The sequence below is a fragment of the Tatumella sp. UCD-D_suzukii genome (assembly GCF_000611875.2).
Classification (GTDB): Bacteria; Pseudomonadota; Gammaproteobacteria; order Enterobacterales; family Enterobacteriaceae; genus Tatumella; species Tatumella ptyseos.
The window spans coordinates 203,149-221,540 of record NZ_JFJX01000001.1 but is presented as its reverse complement, the minus strand read 5'-3'; the positions used below and the strand labels follow the sequence as shown (position 1 = coordinate 221,540).

Annotated in this window: 19 protein-coding genes; 14 read left to right on the top strand and 5 right to left on the bottom strand. The window is 52.6% G+C overall.

Annotated features, from left to right (window positions below; translation table 11 throughout):
• Window positions 1-63: 63 nt before the first annotated feature.
• The 3 genes from CG67_RS01080 to ddlA all read left to right on the top strand — a co-directional run bounded on the left by CG67_RS01080 (window position 64) and on the right by ddlA (window position 4,321).
• The gene (locus tag CG67_RS01080) at window positions 64-2,379 is read left to right on the top strand and encodes a catecholate siderophore receptor Fiu (protein WP_029989780.1); all 2,316 of its coding nucleotides are present in this window, start codon (window positions 64-66) and stop codon (window positions 2,377-2,379) included.
• Between the two features lie 49 nt (window positions 2,380-2,428).
• Complete coding sequence (locus CG67_RS01075; protein ID WP_025901133.1) at window positions 2,429-3,103, top strand: Fe2+-dependent dioxygenase; 675 nt, start codon at window positions 2,429-2,431, stop codon at window positions 3,101-3,103.
• Window positions 3,104-3,220: 117 nt separating this feature from the next.
• Window positions 3,221-4,321, top strand: a complete 1,101-nt coding sequence (gene ddlA / locus CG67_RS01070; protein ID WP_025901132.1) for a D-alanine--D-alanine ligase — start codon at window positions 3,221-3,223, stop codon at window positions 4,319-4,321.
• Between the two features lie 147 nt (window positions 4,322-4,468).
• On the opposite strand, the gene CG67_RS01065 is transcribed toward ddlA, so the two are convergent.
• Window positions 4,469-5,266 carry a 5'-nucleotidase, lipoprotein e(P4) family gene (locus CG67_RS01065; RefSeq protein WP_025901131.1) on the bottom strand — a complete coding sequence of 266 codons (798 nt, stop codon included), beginning with the start codon at window positions 5,264-5,266 and terminating at the stop codon, window positions 4,469-4,471.
• Between the two features lie 111 nt (window positions 5,267-5,377).
• Between CG67_RS01065 and CG67_RS01060 the strand changes: the two genes are divergently transcribed.
• Complete coding sequence (locus tag CG67_RS01060) at window positions 5,378-6,124, top strand: polyphenol oxidase family protein (protein WP_025901130.1); 747 nt, start codon at window positions 5,378-5,380, stop codon at window positions 6,122-6,124.
• Window positions 6,125-6,311: 187 nt separating this feature from the next.
• Here the strand turns inward: CG67_RS01060 and rlmG are convergent, their stop codons facing one another.
• Both rlmG and CG67_RS01050 read right to left on the bottom strand, forming a co-directional pair.
• On the bottom strand, window positions 6,312-7,436 hold the full coding sequence (gene rlmG, locus CG67_RS01055) for a 23S rRNA (guanine(1835)-N(2))-methyltransferase RlmG (RefSeq protein WP_025901129.1): 1,125 nt from the start codon (window positions 7,434-7,436) through the stop codon (window positions 6,312-6,314).
• A gap of 101 nt (window positions 7,437-7,537) precedes the next feature.
• Window positions 7,538-9,226 (bottom strand): chloride channel protein, encoded by a 1,689-nt coding sequence (locus CG67_RS01050; protein WP_025901128.1) that lies wholly within the window; start codon window positions 9,224-9,226, stop codon window positions 7,538-7,540.
• A 341-nt stretch (window positions 9,227-9,567) separates the two neighbouring features.
• Between CG67_RS01050 and CG67_RS01045 the strand changes: the two genes are divergently transcribed.
• The 9 genes from CG67_RS01045 (at window position 9,568) to CG67_RS01005 (ending at window position 16,018) form a co-directional block, all read left to right on the top strand.
• On the top strand, window positions 9,568-10,530 hold the full coding sequence (locus tag CG67_RS01045) for a TerC family protein (RefSeq protein ID WP_025901127.1): 963 nt from the start codon (window positions 9,568-9,570) through the stop codon (window positions 10,528-10,530).
• Window positions 10,531-10,774: 244 nt separating this feature from the next.
• A complete protein-coding gene (gene sstT / locus CG67_RS01040) occupies window positions 10,775-12,043 on the top strand; it encodes a serine/threonine transporter SstT (protein ID WP_025901126.1) in 1,269 nt (422 codons plus the stop codon).
• A 329-nt stretch (window positions 12,044-12,372) separates the two neighbouring features.
• Window positions 12,373-13,044, top strand: a complete 672-nt coding sequence (locus CG67_RS01035) for a DedA family protein (protein ID WP_025901125.1) — start codon at window positions 12,373-12,375, stop codon at window positions 13,042-13,044.
• A complete protein-coding gene (gene mzrA / locus CG67_RS01030) occupies window positions 13,044-13,364 on the top strand; it encodes an EnvZ/OmpR regulon moderator MzrA (protein ID WP_025901124.1) in 321 nt (106 codons plus the stop codon). The genes CG67_RS01035 and mzrA overlap by 1 nt, the downstream gene beginning before the upstream one ends.
• Window positions 13,365-13,532: 168 nt before the next feature.
• Window positions 13,533-13,781 carry a DUF1090 family protein gene (locus tag CG67_RS01025; RefSeq protein ID WP_025901123.1) on the top strand — a complete coding sequence of 83 codons (249 nt, stop codon included), beginning with the start codon at window positions 13,533-13,535 and terminating at the stop codon, window positions 13,779-13,781.
• Window positions 13,782-13,891: 110 nt separating this feature from the next.
• Window positions 13,892-14,197 carry a YqjD family protein gene (locus tag CG67_RS01020; protein WP_025901122.1) on the top strand — a complete coding sequence of 102 codons (306 nt, stop codon included), beginning with the start codon at window positions 13,892-13,894 and terminating at the stop codon, window positions 14,195-14,197.
• Between the two features lie 2 nt (window positions 14,198-14,199).
• The gene (locus CG67_RS01015) at window positions 14,200-14,598 is read left to right on the top strand and encodes a phage holin family protein (RefSeq protein ID WP_025901121.1); all 399 of its coding nucleotides are present in this window, start codon (window positions 14,200-14,202) and stop codon (window positions 14,596-14,598) included.
• Complete coding sequence (locus CG67_RS01010) at window positions 14,595-14,879, top strand: YqjK-like family protein (RefSeq protein WP_025901120.1); 285 nt, start codon at window positions 14,595-14,597, stop codon at window positions 14,877-14,879. The genes CG67_RS01015 and CG67_RS01010 overlap by 4 nt, the downstream gene beginning before the upstream one ends.
• 158 nt (window positions 14,880-15,037) lie before the next feature.
• Window positions 15,038-16,018 (top strand): glutathione S-transferase family protein, encoded by a 981-nt coding sequence (locus CG67_RS01005; RefSeq protein ID WP_025901119.1) that lies wholly within the window; start codon window positions 15,038-15,040, stop codon window positions 16,016-16,018.
• 32 nt (window positions 16,019-16,050) lie between these two features.
• On the opposite strand, the gene CG67_RS01000 is transcribed toward CG67_RS01005, so the two are convergent.
• On the bottom strand, window positions 16,051-16,965 hold the full coding sequence (locus CG67_RS01000) for a LysR family transcriptional regulator (RefSeq protein WP_025901118.1): 915 nt from the start codon (window positions 16,963-16,965) through the stop codon (window positions 16,051-16,053).
• A 106-nt stretch (window positions 16,966-17,071) separates the two neighbouring features.
• Here CG67_RS01000 and CG67_RS00995 point away from each other — a divergent pair, with 106 nt between their 5' ends.
• Window positions 17,072-17,785 carry a pirin family protein gene (locus CG67_RS00995; protein WP_025901117.1) on the top strand — a complete coding sequence of 238 codons (714 nt, stop codon included), beginning with the start codon at window positions 17,072-17,074 and terminating at the stop codon, window positions 17,783-17,785.
• A gap of 32 nt (window positions 17,786-17,817) precedes the next feature.
• On the opposite strand, the gene dolP is transcribed toward CG67_RS00995, so the two are convergent.
• Window positions 17,818-18,387, bottom strand: coding sequence for a division/outer membrane stress-associated lipid-binding lipoprotein (gene dolP / locus CG67_RS00990; protein ID WP_025901116.1), 570 nt, complete (start codon window positions 18,385-18,387; stop codon window positions 17,818-17,820).
• Window positions 18,388-18,392 lie beyond the last annotated feature (5 nt).

Genomic DNA, 18,392 nt, shown 5'->3' with positions numbered 1-18,392 from the left:
TGATAATAATTCTCATTACATTTAACATTTGAGGAGATTTTTCGTTTGAAACCTGAACCTAATATTTCACCTGCTTTCCCTGTCTCAGGCACGCTGACTGTTTTTGCCAGTCTGTGTGTCGGCCTGTCTGCACCCGCGATGTCAGCCACCGGGACCGCGTTAACCGCCCCGGCCCCCGTCGCCACAAGTACAAAAAAAGCCGCGGCTCCGGCGGACGAGACTCTGGTAGTCAAAGGCGCCTTACCCTCGCTTTACCTGCCGCAGACACTGTCTGACCCTAAATTTACCCGCCCGCTGGCTGACACCACACGCACGGTCACAATCATCCCGCAACAGGTCATGCAGGAACAACACGCCACGACCCTGACCGACGCCCTGAAAAACGTGGCCGGTGCCGGTGCATTTTTTGCCGGAGAGAACGGCAGCACCTCGACCGGGGATACGATTTATATGCGCGGTATCGATACGTCGTCCAGCATCTATCTGGACGGTATCCGCGATATCAGCAGTACAACCCGCGACACCTTTAACACCGAGAGTGTTGAAGTCATTAAAGGTGCCTCCGGATCGGATTATGGCCGCAGTGCCCCTTCAGGCTCCATTAACCGGATTTCCAAACAGCCTCTGCCGGGGACATCTGTCGCAGGATCGGTGAGCTATGGTAGCGGTTCTGAACGACGCGCCACCGTCGACTATAACCAGATGATTAATGATACGACGGCTTTCCGTGTCAATATGATGGGCGATAAAGGCCACAGTAATACCCGTAACAATATCAGCCATGAAAAGTATGGTATTGCCCCCTCCATTGCTTTCGGACTGGATACGCCAACGCGGCTCTATCTGGACTATGAACATGTGCATCAGAACAATACCCCGGATGGCGGTATCCCGACGATCGGTCTGCCCGGCTATACCGCCCCGTCAGGCTTTGAGGCCCTGAACGGGAGCGGGAAAGTAAACACCCACAACTATTACGGCACTGACTCTGATTTTGATCATTCCGACAGTGATACCGCGACTCTGCGTTTCGAACATGACTTTTCCGATAGCACGACGCTGCGTAATACCACCCGCTGGTCAGAGACACGTCAGAAATATTTACTGACGTCGATTATGGGCGGAAACACCCAGATCACTACCCATGGGTCCGCCTCCGCGGGCGACTGGGACTGGGCAAGACTGATCAACACCAAAGATGCTCTGAATAAGATAGTCACTAACCAGACCAATCTGACCTCCCGTTTTAACACCGGCGACGTAAGTCACGATATCAGCACCGGGGTGGAAGTGACGCGTGAAACTCAGATCAACTACGGTGTGCAATCCCTGACTGCACCTGCCGTGAATATCTATCATCCTGACAGCGATGTCTCTATTGGCGGGCTGACACCGACCGGAGCCGATGCGCGGGGGACGACCGATACCTTTGGGGTCTATGCCTTTGATACCTTACAGGTCACGCCAGCGTTTGAACTGAATGGCGGTGTCCGTCTGGACAGTTACCGTACCCGTTATAGCGCCTTATCCGTCTGCGGCGGCACAGGACGCGGTGCTGTCAGTTGTCCGGCAGGTGTGGCGAGCGGTACCCCGGTATCGACGGTGGATACGGCTAAAAGCGGTAACCTGTTTAACTGGAAAGCCGGTGCGCTTTATCATCTGACCCCGCAGGGGAATGTCTATATTAACTATGGCGTTTCACAGCAACCTCCGGGTGGCAGTAACTTCCAGCTGGCCGAAAGCGGAAGCGGCAACAGTGCGAACCGTACCGACTTCCAGCCACAAAAAACGGCAACCGCAGAAGTCGGTACCAAGTGGAGCCTGTTTGATAATACCCTGTTGCTGAGCGGTGCCCTGTTCCGTACCGATATCCGCAATGAAGTGACTCAGGACCCGATTACGCTCGACTACGTCCAGACAGGGCGCAAGCGCGTTCAGGGTTACGAACTGACCGCGAATGGTAATCTGACCGATAAATGGCATGTCATGCTGGGGTATACCCTGCAAAATGCCGTCGTCAAAGAAGGCAGCACCGTCAGCAATGATGGCTCTTCTGCGCTGAGTTATACCCCGAAACATGCTTTCACCTCCTGGACGACTTATCAGTTGACCGATAAGCTGCTGGCCGGAGCCGGAGCCCGCTATGTGGGGAGTATGCACCGCGGGACTGATGGAGCAGCAGGGACGCCGGATAAAGTCGATAGTTACTGGGTCGCCGATGCCATGGCCGGTTACCGTGTGAACAGTAATCTGGACCTGCAACTGAACGTTTATAACGTCTTTAATACCCATTATGTGGCGTCCATTAATAAAAGCGGCTACCGGTACTTCCCGGGTGCAGAGCGCAGCTGGATGCTAACCGCCAACGTTCATTTCTAATCCCCGACATGCCGCAGCCTGGCTGCGGCATCTTTGCAGGAGCCTGTTTATGATGCAAAAAATCTCCGGCCTGCTCAGTCCGGAAGAAGTTATGCTGGTCCGTAACAAGCTGGCCGTCAGCCCCTGGATAGATGGCCGGGCCACCACCGGTCATCTGGGAGCGGAGGTAAAATCTAACCAGCAGGTCGACACCGCCAGCCAGGAATGGCAGGAATTACAACGCTATGTGCTGGATAAGCTTAACAGCCATCCGCAGTTTTTCTCAGCGACCCTGCCGGTCAATATTTCCAGCCCGCTGTTTAACCGTTACCGCGAAGGGGGCACCTATGGTTTTCATGTGGATGGCGCGGTGCGACGTGAAGGGAATGCCTGGCTGAGAACAGACATTTCGGCCACCTTATTTCTCTCTGACCCGGACAGTTATCAGGGCGGAGAACTGGTGATCAAGGACACCTACGGCGAGCATCGGGTCAGGTTGCCCGCGGGAGATATGCTGCTCTATCCTTCCGGCAGTTTGCATTGTGTCACGCCGGTCACGTCAGGCGAACGACTGGCTTCTTTTATGTGGATCCAGTCGATGATCCGCGATGAAAGCAAACGCGCAATGCTGATTTCTCTTGATGAAAACATCCGCGCACTGCAGCAAAACGCACAGGCCACGGAAGTCAGTGTTTCGTTACTGCACCTGTACCATAATCTGTTACGGGAGTGGACCGGGGAGTAATGCTTGCCGCGGGTCTGAAAAATGATTAACCCTGTGCGGAATCAAGCAGAATACTGTTGTCGCCTTTCGCTGCATGGTATGTTGTGCCTTTGTACCAGGCTATTCAGGCAGACCAGAATGACAAAACAACGTGTAGGAATTATTTTTGGTGGGAAATCGGCTGAGCATGAAGTCTCATTACAGTCAGCCAAAAATATCATTGATGCTATTGATAAAACAAAATTTGAAGTTGTGCTTCTGGGGATTAATAAGCAGGGATACTGGCAACTGAATGAGCAGTCTGACTTCTTACTGCATGCTCATGACCCTCAGCATATTGCGCTGAACCGCTCTGCCCGCGAGGTCGCATTAGTTCCGGGTAAGGAACAGCAACAGTTAGTTGAGCGTAATGCTCTGGCACCTGTGCCGCAGGTAGATGTGATCTTCCCCATAGTCCACGGCACGCTGGGTGAAGACGGTTCACTTCAGGGACTGCTGCGGATGGCCAATCTGCCCTTTGTCGGTTCCGGCGTCCTCGGCTCTGCGGTCAGTATGGATAAGGAAGTCACTAAACGCCTGTTACGGGATGCCGGATTACAGGTTGCACCTTTCATTACCGCGTACCGTAACCGTCAGGAAGCGATCGATCCGGCCGCGGTGATTGCGGAGCTGGGGCTGCCACTGTTTGTGAAACCGGCGAATCAGGGCTCTTCTGTCGGGGTGAGTAAGGTTCACCATGCCGGCGAATTACTGCCTGCGCTGCAGGAAGCCTTCCGGTATGACCGTAAGGTGCTGATCGAAACCGGTATCGTCGGACGCGAAATCGAATGTGCGGTGCTGGGCAACGACCAGCCTGAAGCCAGCCACTGTGGCGAAATCGTACTCAGTGATGAGTTTTATTCTTATCAGACCAAGTACATCAATGAAAAAGGTGCACAGGTCGTGGTGCCGGCAGAGATAACCCCGGAAGCCGATACCCGCATCCGCGAAATTGCACTGCAGGCGTTTCAGGCACTGGAGTGTTGTGGAATGGCTCGTGTCGATGTGTTCCTGACCCCGGATGACCAGGTGATTATAAACGAAATCAATACATTACCCGGGTTCACCAACATCAGTATGTACCCTAAGCTTTGGCAGGCCAGCGGCCTCGGATACAGTGAGCTGATCACCCGGCTGATCGAACTGGCTTTTGACCGGCATGAGCAGGATAAGCAAATGACATCGGCCTTTGACCACTAAGCCATGTCACTCTGTACCTGTCTGGCAGGCTCCTGCCAGACAGGTGTTGTCCGGTTTCTGCCACTGCGTTTGAGCTTACAGGTAACTCACCTGGCCGGACGTTGCAAAAGACGTCAGGCCAGGGGATGCCGTCCTAAAAATTAACGCTTATTTTCCGTCCCATGCACGCAGATGCTGCTCACGGACATCAATCTTCTGCTGGTCAGTCAGAGAATTATAACCAGGCGCCATTCCGCTTTCCCAGTCACCGTACTCTGCGTTTGGCAGAATAATAAAACGGGTACCAAACAACTGATGGTTACGGCTGACAAAATTACGACGTTCAGCATTGTCTTTATGCCAGGTCGCTCCGCCAAAGTCATTCAGGTTATCACCGATATACAGCACCACATTCGCTCCGGATTGGGTGATCTGGTCAAAACGGGCCTGCTTATTAGAAGAACCGGTGCTCAGGAACACGGTTTTTTCGTTCACACCAGGAAAGCCCAGTGCCTGCATATTTTCGACAGTAGCCTGATAATCTTTCTGATCACGGTTAGAGACATAGAACACCGTACCGCCATGGCTATCGACATAACGGGCAAATTCTACCGCACCCGGAATTGCACGGGCTTGCTTCGCCTGTGTCCAGGCTGACCAGGTTGCATCACTGAAAGACTTACCGTTCTTCGCCTGCCAGGCTGAATAGGCGCTGTTATCCAGCATGGTTTCATCCAGGTCGACAATCACCGCTTTCGGTTTACCGGTCAGCGAGGTGGCATGATCGAACGCTGCCGTCGCTGCATTGAACGCCTGCCAGGTCAGTGCCTGATATTCACCGGATTGCTGCATCCAGTTCACGGCAGTGACTGTCTGGTCATTGAGTCGTTGTTGTGTGTTTTGCGCACAGCCGGATAGTCCAAGAACCACCAGCGCAGGTAAGGTTAAAAGCCAGCGCTTTTTCATTAAATTTCCTCATCTTATTGTTAATATTCAATCATTGACCCCGTAAGGACTATCGCAGTATCTTCACTATAAATGCAATCGCTGAATGAAATTATTCAACAGGAAATGCCTATGTCCCTTCCTTCGTCCGCAGCTCAGCAATCGCCCCTTCTCCTCTCTCTCGGGTGGGTCAGGCATGGTTTTTTACCTGCAGGCCAGCGCCCTCCCGATAACACGGCCTACGCACTGCAACGCCATACTGACACCGTCTGCCCCGCAGACAGTAATTTCCCCCCTAAACAATCCGTGGCAGATGCGTTGTTCAGCCATCACGGACAACCGGTCGCGATCTATACTGCCGACTGTTTACCGGTACTTATCGCTTCGGAGAAAACACATCAGGTGGCGGCGGCGCATGCGGGGCTGAAAGGGACGCTGGCCGGTATACTGCAACAGACTCTGAGCCGTTTTTTTGCAGAGGGTTCGGCAGCGTCTGATCTTTATATCGCAATCGGTCCGGCGATAGGCCCCTGTTGCTATGAACTGGGGTTACCCCTGTTTGAAGAAATTAAAGCCTGCCGTTACGTCAGGGATCCGATCCCCGGCGCTTTCCATCCGGCGGTGAATCCCCTCGCCCGACGCCCGACAGCGCCCGTCACACAACCCGCGTTCTGGCTGGATTTACCGGCCCTGGCAACGCAAATGTTGCTACAGGAAGGGGTTGCGGCATCACGGATAGATAACCTGAACCAGTGCACTTACTGTATGGCAGAGCCGGGGGCCAGTTACCGGCGTAATACCCATACGGATGAAGGCTATCAGTTACGCTTCTCATGGATTGCCAGTGAACATTCCGTGCCGTTGCCGGGGGCAGACTGACGACGGGGAGCGGAACAGGAGGCAGCGGCCTTCGCCGGAGGCGCTAACGTTAACAGGAAGAGGCAGGACGCCGCGAAAGAAACGGTGTTACCGGAAGATGTGTGCTTTCGCCGGGACGTACCGGCTTTTATCGACGCCCGGAAGACCGGGCAGGCCACACACGGTGGCCTTCCCGGTCTCGTGTTGTTTAGCGGAGTTTAACGGAACGCAGCACCACAAATTTAGTATCAGACCCCACCACCTGACAGTTACCGAAAAGTTTTTTCAGTTTACGATCATGGTCGAGGTGACGGTTGGCAACAATCCTTAATTCCCCGCCGTATTGCAGACAACGGAACGCATCACGGAACATCTGCCAGGCGACATGTTCAGTGATCGCATTTTGCTGGTGGAATGGCGGGTTGCATAAAACCGCCGAATAGCTGTCCGGGGCAAAACCACTCAGCACATTGTTCACCGTGAAGCGACAACGGGAAAGCTCATGGGGCAGATTCGTTTCCGCGTTAATCTGTGCCGAGGCAACGGCCATCCAGGACTCATCCACAAAGTGAACACAAGCGTCAGGGTTATCCGCCAGCGCTTTCAGGCCGATCACGCCGTTACCACAGCCGAGGTCAATAATATCCCCTTCCAGACCGCGTGGCAGATGGCGCATAAAGAAACGGGCACCGATATCCAGCGACTGACGGGAAAATACATTCGCGTGGTTATGGATAATATACGGGGTACCTTCCAGCGGCCAGCGCTCTGTAACATCACGCGGGGTCATTTCCGCTACCGTGAAGCGACTGAAAATGAGTCGTGCCTTTTTCTTTGCCAGTGAAGTTTTTGTTTCGCCGATAATACGTTCAAACAACGCCAGCGTGGAGTTATGGATATCCTTCGCTTTCGCCCCGGCAATGATCACTGTTTCAGGCTGCAGCACCTCACGCAGCGTCCCGAGCTGGAATTCCAGCAGTGCCAGGGTCTTAGGCACTTTAATCAGTACCACGGCTGGCGTTAACGGCAGCGCCGTCATGCTGTCGATAAACGTGACATTGCTTTCATCCAGGCCATTCAGTGCCAGGTTCTGCTGTGCCGACTGCTGGCTGTTCAGTGAGTCGCTGATATGCCAGACCTGACGCCCCTGATGGACCAGCGCACAGGTCAGCGCACCGAAGTTGTCATTAAAGACGAACACCGGCCCCTGAGGTATCTCCTGCTGTAACAGATATTCATCTGCGGCATCCCAGGCCTGTAAAGCACTGTCATCGCCTGTCCGCGGGAAGCGTTGCAGGTTAAGTGAATAATCACTCATTTCAAATAGGGTCATGATATCTCCGGCACGGGTCTGGCAAAGAGGGGCTTGTGAAAAGGGGCGCAGTATACTGGCTTTAGCCGATAAACCCAACAGCAAAGACCGGCCAGCCAGGCTCAGATAAACGCCCCGGCTTTACGTATCAGACTGGTTTTCGTCAGCGCTCCCAGAAAATAGCGTTCGGTATCACTGCTCAGTACCGGCAAACGCTCTAACGTGACTTTCTCAAAAGCCTCCCAGCCTTCCCGCAGACTCTGTCCCTGACAGACATACGGAAACTCGTTATCCATCACGGCACTGACCGGGGAATCTGACGTAATTTTCTGAGAAAGTACACTGGCAGCGATTTCATGAATGGAAACCACACCCAGGAAGCGCCCGCTTTCATTAATGACATAGACGTAGCGTTCACGCTTCAGTGTACTGATCGCCAGAGCATCGCTGACCGGGGTTCCCGGCAAAATAGCGGCTCCGGGGATGATCAGTTCAGCAATCGCGGTGTTATCAAAATCAAACTTCGCTTCTGCACGGGAAAAATGGGTAGTGATCAGCGGATAAGTCACGGCTGACTGCAAACGATAAGTTACCATCGTGGCCAGTACCGTCGCTATCATCAGCGGGAACAGCAGGCTGCTGTTCAGTGTCATTTCCAGGACCATCAGCATTGCCATTAACGGAGCCTGGCTGATAGCCGCCAGGACGGCCCCCATCCCCACTGCCGCATAAAGCCAGCCGGGTTGCCCGCCAAGCCCCAGATGCTCCGTCAGCAGCGTAAACATCGCCCCCAGCAGCGCCCCTATCAGTAATGAGGGGGTAAACATTCCGCCGACGGCAGAAGAGCCTACAGAGCAACAAGTGGCCAGCAGTTTTAACACCAGCACCAGCAACAGTCCGTCAAACAGGTAGTGACCACGAAAGATATTCACGATCACATCATAGCCATTTCCCAGAATATCTGTGGACAGAATGGCTAACAGGCCCACGGCGATCCCCCCGCTTGCCAGCCGGCAAGGCAGGCTGGTTATACGGGAAAACTGTTTTTTACTGTAACCGGCCAGGGTAATGAACCCCGCCCCGGCCAGTCCGCCGATGCAGCCAATCGCCACTACCGTCACAACACTGGCAACACTGACGCTAAACTGTACATCAGCCAGCGGATAGAGTGCAGAGCGGTACCCCAGCCACCACAAGGTCATCACCGAGACCGCTGCTGAAATCACCAGCGGGATCAACCGCTGTAAGGCGGAAATACCAAAAGCCACTTCAGCAACAAAAATTGCGGAGGCCAGTGGGGCATGGTAAACCGAAGCCAGGCCGGCAGCCGCAGCCATGGCCACGACATCACAGTTCTTCAGTAAAGTGGCGGCGGGCAGGAAACGACCCATAATACTACCGCACAGTGCCGCTAACTGGACCATCGGTCCTTCTTTCCCTATCGATGCACCGCTGGAAATACTGGCGATAGACGAGAGCGCCCGAAATAACGAGGTGCGGGTCGGTACAGCGTCCAGCCGGGCATTAATGACATCCAGATAGTCGGTATTAATGCGCTGTTTTTTCTCTAATCTGACCGCATATTGCAGAAAAATACCGGCAATCACCCCCCCGCCACCGACGATCAGGGGCCAGCAATACCAGGGCCAGGCATGCATCGCCAGAGTAATATCATCACTGCGCCCGAACAGCAGACGGTTGAAAAAATCAAGGGTATGACGAAATGCCAGCGTGACCATCGCGCCGGCAAATCCGACCGGAATCGCTATCAGTAGTGCCATCCATCGGAGTACGTACTTACCTTCTTTCACTGAGTATCCTGGGCCTGGGGAGAGAACCGCTATGATAAAACTGTCGTCCGTCGGTGGCAATCGGCTCTGTTTACCGGAATTCAGTGATCAGATTGTTCAGAATGTTTCATTATGTTTCATTTTTTACTTGAATTTATACGTAATTCTTTCTAGCCTGAAGCAAGCAAAGGGGAGTAACTTAAAGCCGGCGGATCGTCATTACGTTGTGTATCACAACCGGTCGCCGCGCAACCCGGAAATCCGGTGTTGTAAGTGAGACCTTGCCGGAAGGTAAGGTTTGCCCGTCATAGCACAGCGGCTGATATCTTCTGATCTCAGCCGTTTTTTTCGGGGACACCATTATGCACAGCGTAGGAAACCCACTCCTCTGGGGCAGTTTTATCGTTATTGTCGTGATCATGCTGTTAGTTGATCTTCGCTTACAGGGCCGCCGGGATCGTGCCGGTATGACAGTCAGACAGGCCGCTCTCTGGTCAGTGGTCTGGGTCGCCCTTTCATTGCTGTTCGGTGCCGCATTGTGGTGGTACTTACGTGAACACGCAGGCCCTGCGGTTGCCTCCTCGCAAACTCTGGCTTTCCTCACCGGCTATGTACTGGAAAAAGCGCTGGCGGTAGATAACGTATTCGTCTGGCTTATGCTATTCAATTACTTTGCTATTCCGGCGGCTCTGCAACAACGGGTACTGGTTTATGGCGTTCTCGGTGCCATCGTACTGCGTACCGCCATGATTTTCGCCGGTAGCTGGCTGGTCAGTGAGTTCAGCTGGATCCTTTATCTGTTTGGTGCCTTCCTGGTGATCACCGGGGTCAGAATGGCGATCCCTTCCGATGAGACCGCCGGCAACAGCACCGAAAAGCCGATCGTCCGCTGGTTACGCCGCCACATACGTATGACGGAATCCCTGGAGGGTGAACAGTTCTTTATCAAACGCCAGGGACTCCGCTATGCCACTCCCCTGTTTCTGGCCTTGATCATGGTGGAATTCAGCGATGTTATTTTTGCTGTCGACAGCATCCCGGCCATTTTCGCAGTCACGACTGACCCTTTTATTGTCCTGACCTCTAATCTGTTTGCCATACTCGGTCTGAGGGCGATGTATTTTATGCTGGCAGGTGTTGCGGAGCGGTTCTCATTACTGAAGTACGGGCTGGCCGTGATCCTGGTCTTTATCGGGGTGAAAATGCTGCTGCTGGAGCTTTATCATATTCCTGCCGCCGTATCCCTGACGGTGGTGGCCGCCATCCTGTTGATCACTCTGGGCATAAATCATCTGAAAAATCGTCGGATGCCGCAAAAACCATAACAAAACAATATCCCGGAGGGGGTGTAAAACCCCCTCTAATCCTTCACAGAAAAATTAATCTGCATGATTAAGCGCTGATAAGCCGACATCTGAAACGATTTTCACACTGCCGGAATATTTTAGCCGTCTGATTTCTGCTTTATTATGTATATCTTTTACTTATACTTGCCCGCGACCCATTATTTTCAGTGGCGCTAACCGCGTCAGGAAAATGAGAATTCCATAAAAAATAAGTAAATATTATATGATTAAAAAAAATAACAAACTGATGCTCTGGCTGAGCTCAGGTAATCTGATTGGACAGATCATTGCGGGTTTGCTTGCAGGTATTCTGCTGGCAATGGTGTCAAAAGAAAGTGCGCGCGACGTCGGGTTACTGGGTGAACTCTTTGTTCATGCCTTAAAAGCCGTCGCCCCAATCCTGGTGCTGGTGCTGGTGATTTCTTCTATTGCTAACCACGCTCAGGGGCAGAAAACGAATATCAAACCGATTGCTATTCTTTATCTGCTCAGCACGTTCTTCGCAGCGGTGGTTGCTGTGGTTGCCAGTTTCCATTTTCCTCAGGTATTAAGCCTGTCGGATGCTCATCAGGGGGTTACCCCGCCCCGGGGCATTGAAGAGATCCTGCGCGGCTTATTGTTAAGTATTGTCGTTAACCCGCTCGATGCACTGCTGAACGCCAATTATATCGGTATTCTGGTCTGGGCCATCGGTCTTGGCCTCGCTTTCCGCCACAGCAGCGATACCACCCGACAGGTTCTGAATGATATGTCATCAGCGGTCACCTGGCTGGTACGTAAAGTTATTCGCTGTGCTCCGCTCGGTATTTTTGGCCTGGTTTCCTCGGTGCTGGCAACTAACGGCTTCTCTGCGCTGTGGGGCTACGCGGCGTTATTGTCACTGCTGCTGGGCTGTATGCTGATTATGGCGCTGGTCGTCAACCCGTTACTGGTGTTCTGGAAAATTCGTCGTAACCCTTATCCGCTGGTGTTTTTATGTCTTCGGGAAAGTGGCGTGACCGCCTTTTTCACCCGCAGCTCCGCCGCGAATATTCCGGTAAATATGGCGATCGCCAAGCGTCTGGATCTGGATGAAGACACCTATTCAGTCTCGATTCCGCTGGGGGCGAACATCAGTATGGCGGGAGCGTCTATCACCATCACCGTGATGACCCTGGCGGCCGTCCATACCCTGAACATCGCCGTCGATTTACCGACGGCGGTAGTCCTGAGCCTGGTAGCATCGTTATGTGCCTGCGGAGCTTCCGGGGTGGCGGGTGGTTCACTGCTGTTAATCCCCGTGGCCTGTAATATGTTCGGGATCCCGAATGACATTGCCATGCAGGTCGTCGCGGTCGGGTTCCTGATCAGTGTGTTACAGGACTCTGCGGAAACAGCGCTGAACTCTTCCACCGATATTCTGTTTACCGCCGCCGTGTGTCAGTCGGAAGCGATGAAAAAATCCGCCATCGATAGCACTGAAACCCCCGAACGTCGGGCGTCTGCCGAGTAACGTCTGTGACGGTACGGAGTCTCTTCCGTACCGTTTCTTCCTCATCTCCTCTGCCCGTTGCCGTTTTACTGTCTGACCGGCAGAGGGCGGATAATGTCAGTCCTTGTAAATATCCTTTTTTAATCGCGCAGAACAGGTAAAACTCTGTGTCTCTTCCCGATTAAACTTACTGTCTTTGATTATTTTTTGTTACAATTATTCACTGTCCCCCCTCCCGGGGTCATAGTGGTGAAGTGAGCATAAATCACCTCATTGTTCTTCCGGTTTTTCCGGAATGCGTTATCTTTAAGACTTCTTCCGGAAATATTAATGATGGTCAGGAACAGTTAATGGATACCCTAAACGCCCTACTGCATGCACTCTGGCAACAGGATTTTGAGACACTCGCCGATCCTTCTCTGGTATGGGCTATTTACGGCATTTTATTTATTATTTTATTCCTGGAAAATGGCCTGCTGCCTGCCGCTTTCTTGCCGGGCGATAGTCTGCTCATCCTGGTGGGCGTGTTGATCGCAAAAGGGACTATGGGCTTCCCGATGACCCTGTTTATCCTCACCGTTGCCGCCAGTCTGGGGTGCTGGGTCAGTTATATTCAGGGGCGATGGCTGGGTAACACCCCGCTGGTCAGGAAGTGGCTCTCTCACCTTCCGGAACAATATCACCAGCGGGCACACGCACTTTTCCACCGGCATGGGCTATCGGCATTACTGATAGGCCGGTTTATCGCCTTTGTCCGCACACTCCTTCCGACCATCGCCGGTATCTCCGGGCTCAGCAGTGCCAGGTTCCAGTTTTTCAACTGGTTCAGCGGGTTACTCTGGGTTTTGATCCTGACATGTGCCGGCTTTGCCCTCGGTAAAACACCACTCTTCCAGAAGTATGAAGATCAGCTGATGTTTTGTCTGATGCTGTTACCTTTGGTCCTGCTGGTCTTTGGTCTGTTCGGATCCTTATATATTCTGTGGCGTAAACGTTCGCAGCAAGGCGGGAAATCTCTGTAATGTTCCGCCAAAAGCTTTTTTCCGGGTATCGGCTGCTCCCTTTTGTGGTGATCATCACCTTGATGGTGATAACGACACTACGGCTGATGCCCGGTCTGACCGTCAATGACCCGGTCATACGTATTACGGTGACCCATAAAGGGATGAACCTGCCAGACGGATTCTTTCTTTACCAGCAGCTGACAGAAAGCGGGATCTCTGTAAAAAGTATTACCCCGGACCAGGACAGCATGGTCATTCATCTGGCCAATGAAGAACAACAGTTGGCCGCCCGCCTTCTTCTTAGCCACATTTTATCTGATGCCTATACCACCGTCTGACCGGGTTACTGCACACCGGAATCCCGGACTGTCTGCATTTCATCGTCGTCCTGACTTTGAACTTTCCGCCATGGCTATCTATACTCAGATAACTAAGTAAAAACAGTCAGGTAAATTTACAGTGACGTTTTGATGTCATGTACTTAGGGCCCGGGATGAGGGATCCTGATGAAGAATGTAGATTGTCTGCTAACTGTTCTGATGATATTGCCGGCCACTGCCGGTGCCTGCGGGCAGCAAAGCCCGCAATGCCTTCAGGATAAAACCGGGAGCATTGAGTATGAAATCTCATTGGCCCGCCAGCATCACAATCAACACAGGATCGATGGTCTGAAACAGGCTTTAGCCGATATTCAGCGCCAGTGCTCCCGCAGCAGGGTATCCCATGCTGCGCTGCATCCGGGATCCCCGGGATAATGCAGACAAGAGTGACACTTTGTTCTGCTGCCTGAACGTTCTCTTTTAAGTGCCTGTGTACTTTTTTCCGCGTAGCGGAGCCAACCAACATCTTTCAGAAGGAGTTTTATATGGCTGATATTCCATCTTCAAAGGATCTGCGTGCTGAACTGTCTGCTTTGGCGGACACACTGGAAGAAGTGCTGAGTGGGGCCAGTGATAAGTCGAAATCTGAAGTCGATAAGTTACACAAAAAAGCACGGGCAACATTGGACTCGACCCGGGAAAGCCTGGGTGAATCCGGTCAGCAGCTCAGCAAAACCACTCGTGAAGCAGCGCAGAAAGCTCATGAATATGTCAGCGATAATCCGTGGCACGGTGTCGGGATCGGTGCGGCGATTGGTGTGGTCTTCGGTATTCTTATCTCGCGTCGATAATTATGGACAATCATTCACAGAACGAAGGTCCTGGAAAAGGCCTGATTAATGTCGGCCAGCGCATGGTCACTACCCTGGTCAGTATTGTAGAGACAAGGGTTCGTCTGGCAATTGTCGAGTTAGAAGAGGAAAAAGCCAATCTGATCCAGATGTTACTGATGGTCGGATTAACCATGCTTTTTACCGCATTCGGGCTGATGAGTTTGATGATTCTGGTTATCGTTGCTGTTGAACCTCAATATCGTCTGATGGCAATTGCGATTACCACCGGGGTGCTGTTTGCTCTGGCGCTGATACTGGGTATCTGGGTCATTGTGAAATCCCGGCGTTCAACCTTGCTGAGCAGTTCCCGTGAAGAACTCTCCACAGACCGTAAGCTACTGGAGGAACGTCAGTCATGAGCCGTCGTGATATTGAACGACGTAAAAATGCCCTGTTGGTACTCATTCAGCAACAACGCCTGGATTTAAAGTCCTGCGAACGTGACTGGTACCAGGGCACTGCAAGGTATGACACTCTGTGGCATACCGTCGTAGGACTACGTCGTTATATTACCATCGGTAGCGGACTGGCGGCCGTCTGGTCTATGCGCCATCCTGCGTTTATTGTCCGCTGGGCTAAACGTGGATTTGGTTTATGGAGTAGCTGGCGGATGATCCGCAAAGCATTGCCACGGCGTTGATCATCTGCTCCCTTTTCAGTCAGCCAGTCGCTGACTGAAAAGATCTTCTCTCATCAGGCCGGAATAAAACCGACATTTAACGTCTCACCCTTTTATTCTCTGTCTTGCCTGATACCCCACTTTTTCTATAAAACAGGAATACATTCCGGGAGGGCCGGATGGGCATGCTGCAGGAAGGTCGCTGGGTCGACATCGGCTATGATACCAAAGCCAGCCAGGGTAAGTTTGTACGTACACAATCACAATGGCGTCACTGGATCACGGCCGACGGACGGGCGGGTATTAGCGGAAAGAGCGGTTTTATAGCTGAGCCGGGACGCTATCACCTGTATGTTTCTCTGGCCTGCCCGTGGGCACACCGGACGCTTATTATGCGACAGCTGAAACAGTTACAGGAGGTAATCTCAGTTTCTGTCGTTCACCCGCTGATGCTGGAAAATGGCTGGACATTCGCCCGGGATTTTCCCCGTGCAGACGGCGATCCGCTTTACCGGCTGGAGTATCTCTATCAGGTGTATCAAAAGGCCGATCCGCAGGCCACGACGCGCGTTACGGTACCCGTGCTATGGGATAAACAACAGGAAACCATCGTCAGTAATGAATCAGCGGATATCGTCCGTATGCTGAATACGGCGTTTACAGGCAACAATGCTGTGACGCCCGACTATTACCCGCAGGCTTTACGCCCGCAGATTGATGCACTGAACGCATGGATTTATCCGCAAATTAATAACGGTGTTTATCAGGCGGGGTTTGCTACGACTCAACAGGCCTACGATAGCGCGGCAGAGGCTGTATTTGACGGACTGGATAAAGCCGAGGAGATCCTGTCACAACAACGGTATCTGACCGGAGAGCAGCTGACAGAGGCTGATATCCGCCTGTGGACGACACTGATCCGGTTCGATGACGTCTATGTCACTCATTTTAAATGCCATCGCCGTCGTATCAGCGACTATCCTAATCTCTATGGCTACTTACGCGATATCTATCAACAGCCCGGTATTGCCGATACGGTAGACCTGCGTCATATCTGTCATCATTATTACCGCAGTCATTCCCGGCTTAATCCTGCCGGCATTGTCCCCGGTCCCCTGCCGCATGACTGGCTCGCCCCGCATCACAGGGCTGCGGGTTGAGTGATAACAGTGCAGCTTAAGGCGGCACTCTGTTACCACCGTGAGGAAGTCTGATATTTCGTCAGTAACCGCGGGATCTCTCGCAGGGCCCAGGCTTTCGCCTCCCCCATACTGTCCCGGCGCCAGGCCATAATAATATTAATGTCGATCTTATACTCCGGGCTCACCACTTTCAGACGCCCTTCGGCGACATCTTTTTCTATCCATGGCCAGGGCATGGTGGCCACGCCCAGACCGGCAAGCAGCGCTTTACGTTTATCCCCCAGCGAACTCACGGTAAGACGCTGTTGTTTATCCAGTAACTCCACCGTAATCACCGGACGTTCACGGGCGGTATCTGCTACAGCGATCCCCCGATACTTTACCCGGGTCGTTTCTGACAGCGGCTCCGGCTCCTGATGAATAGGATGATCAGGACTGGCAACATACACGCTCATCATGCTGTAAATTTTACGGGTATTAATTTCGCTGGAGGTCCTGAAATGCAGGGCCGGGGCAACCACAATATCCGCTCTCCCCTGATCTAAACGCTCCCAGGCCCCGGCCAGGACTTCTGTCTGCAGTGAAAGCTGAGTATTCGATTTTTCGGCCAGCCGGTTGACCAGCGGGAACAGATGTTCACAGGGCACCAGGGCTTCCGTCACGATGGACAGATGGGGTTCCCAGCCACGAGCCAGGGCTTCCGCATCTGTTGTCAGTTTGTCAGCGGCTTCCAGTAAAACACGGCCGCGTTCCAGTAACAGACGACCGACATTGGTGAATTTTGTACGGTGTCCTGAGCGGTCAAATAGCACCACATCCAGCTCTTCTTCCAGCTTCTGCATGGTGTAACTGAGGGCTGAGGGAACCCGACCGAGTTCATCTGCTGCTGCTGCAAAGCTCCCGCGTCGATCTATAGCATCCATCACGCGCAGAGCTTCTAGTGTCAGTGCCCGTTCTCTCACAATCGGATTCTCTTTCAGTAAATTTGAATATAGCAGGCAGATTAACTGGCTAACATTCCGCCGTCCAGCCCTTTAAGATAAATGGGCGATATCACTGATCGGAGGAAAAATGTTTAGGTTAAGAGCCGCTGAAAAGTGTGGCAGTGCTGACTATGGCTGGCTGAAATCCCGATACAGTTTTTCCTTCGGGCACTACTTTGACCCGCAATTACTCGGTTTTGGCTATCTGCAGGTGCTTAATCAGGAAGTGCTGGCAGCAGGAGCGACTTTCCAGCCGCGCAGCTTCCCGAGAGTGGATGTGCTGAATATTATTTTGCAGGGCGAGGCCGGATACCGCAGCAGTGACGGGCAGATGACCCATGCGCGTGCCGGTGACGCACTGCTGTTTGCCGGTGATAATACCATTTACCAGGAAAGTAACGCCTCTCCGGATACCGATCTTGTTCGTTTACAACTCTGGTTGCAGACTTGCCCGGAACAAAATTCCCCTCAGCTACAACACCTGCAATTACCTGAGAGCGAAAAATGTCTGCTGATAGCCTCCGGTGACGGGCAGCAAGGCAGCCTGAAACTCCGTCAAAACATCAGGGTCTTTCAGTTATCCTTACAGCACGAAGAGACGCACATTTTCCCCCTGCAAGGGTCACGTTGCTATCTGCAATCTGTGTATGGCAGAGTGGAACTTGAAGGAGAGAGTCCCTCTCTTCAGGCGGGGTGCGGAGACGGTGTATTGATAAGTGATGAAAAACAATTGCGTATCAACGCCATGACCGACTGCAGGTTACTGATTATTGACTGTTCCGGGAGTGAACAGGCAGCCTGAACGGCTGCCTGAACGGCTGCCTGACAGAGAGGTTATTTCAGTAAAGTAAACGCGGTGGTGACGTGTTTGACGCCGCTGATTTTACTGGCAATTTCTGCAGCCGCCTGGCCTTCCTGTGCCGTCACCAGTCCCAGCAGGAAAACTTCCCCCTGCTCAGTGGTCACTTTCACATTAGACGATTTCACTTTATCGCTCGCCAGCAGCTGTGAACGGACTTTTGTGGTGATCCAGGTATCCGAAGATGAAGTCCCCAGACTCGCATTTGGCCCGATACGGATTTCGTTATACACCTCGGTAGCCCCTTCGACACCGGCGGTGATCTGTTTAGCTTTATCCGCAACTGACTGATCCGGAGCTTCACCCGTCAGCAACACTTTGCCCTGATATGCTGTGGCATTGATATGAGCAGCTTTCACCTGCTTATCTGTCGCCAGCGCATTCGCCACCCGAAGCTCCAGCGTGCCATCATCCACCTGAGTCCCGACCGTACGCGGGTCAGTCGCGGTTTTTGTGGCGACTGCAGCACTGCCGATCACAACCGCAGCACAACCCTGCAATAACAAAGCGGATATCACTACCGCTAACACAGAAAATATTTTCATGAATA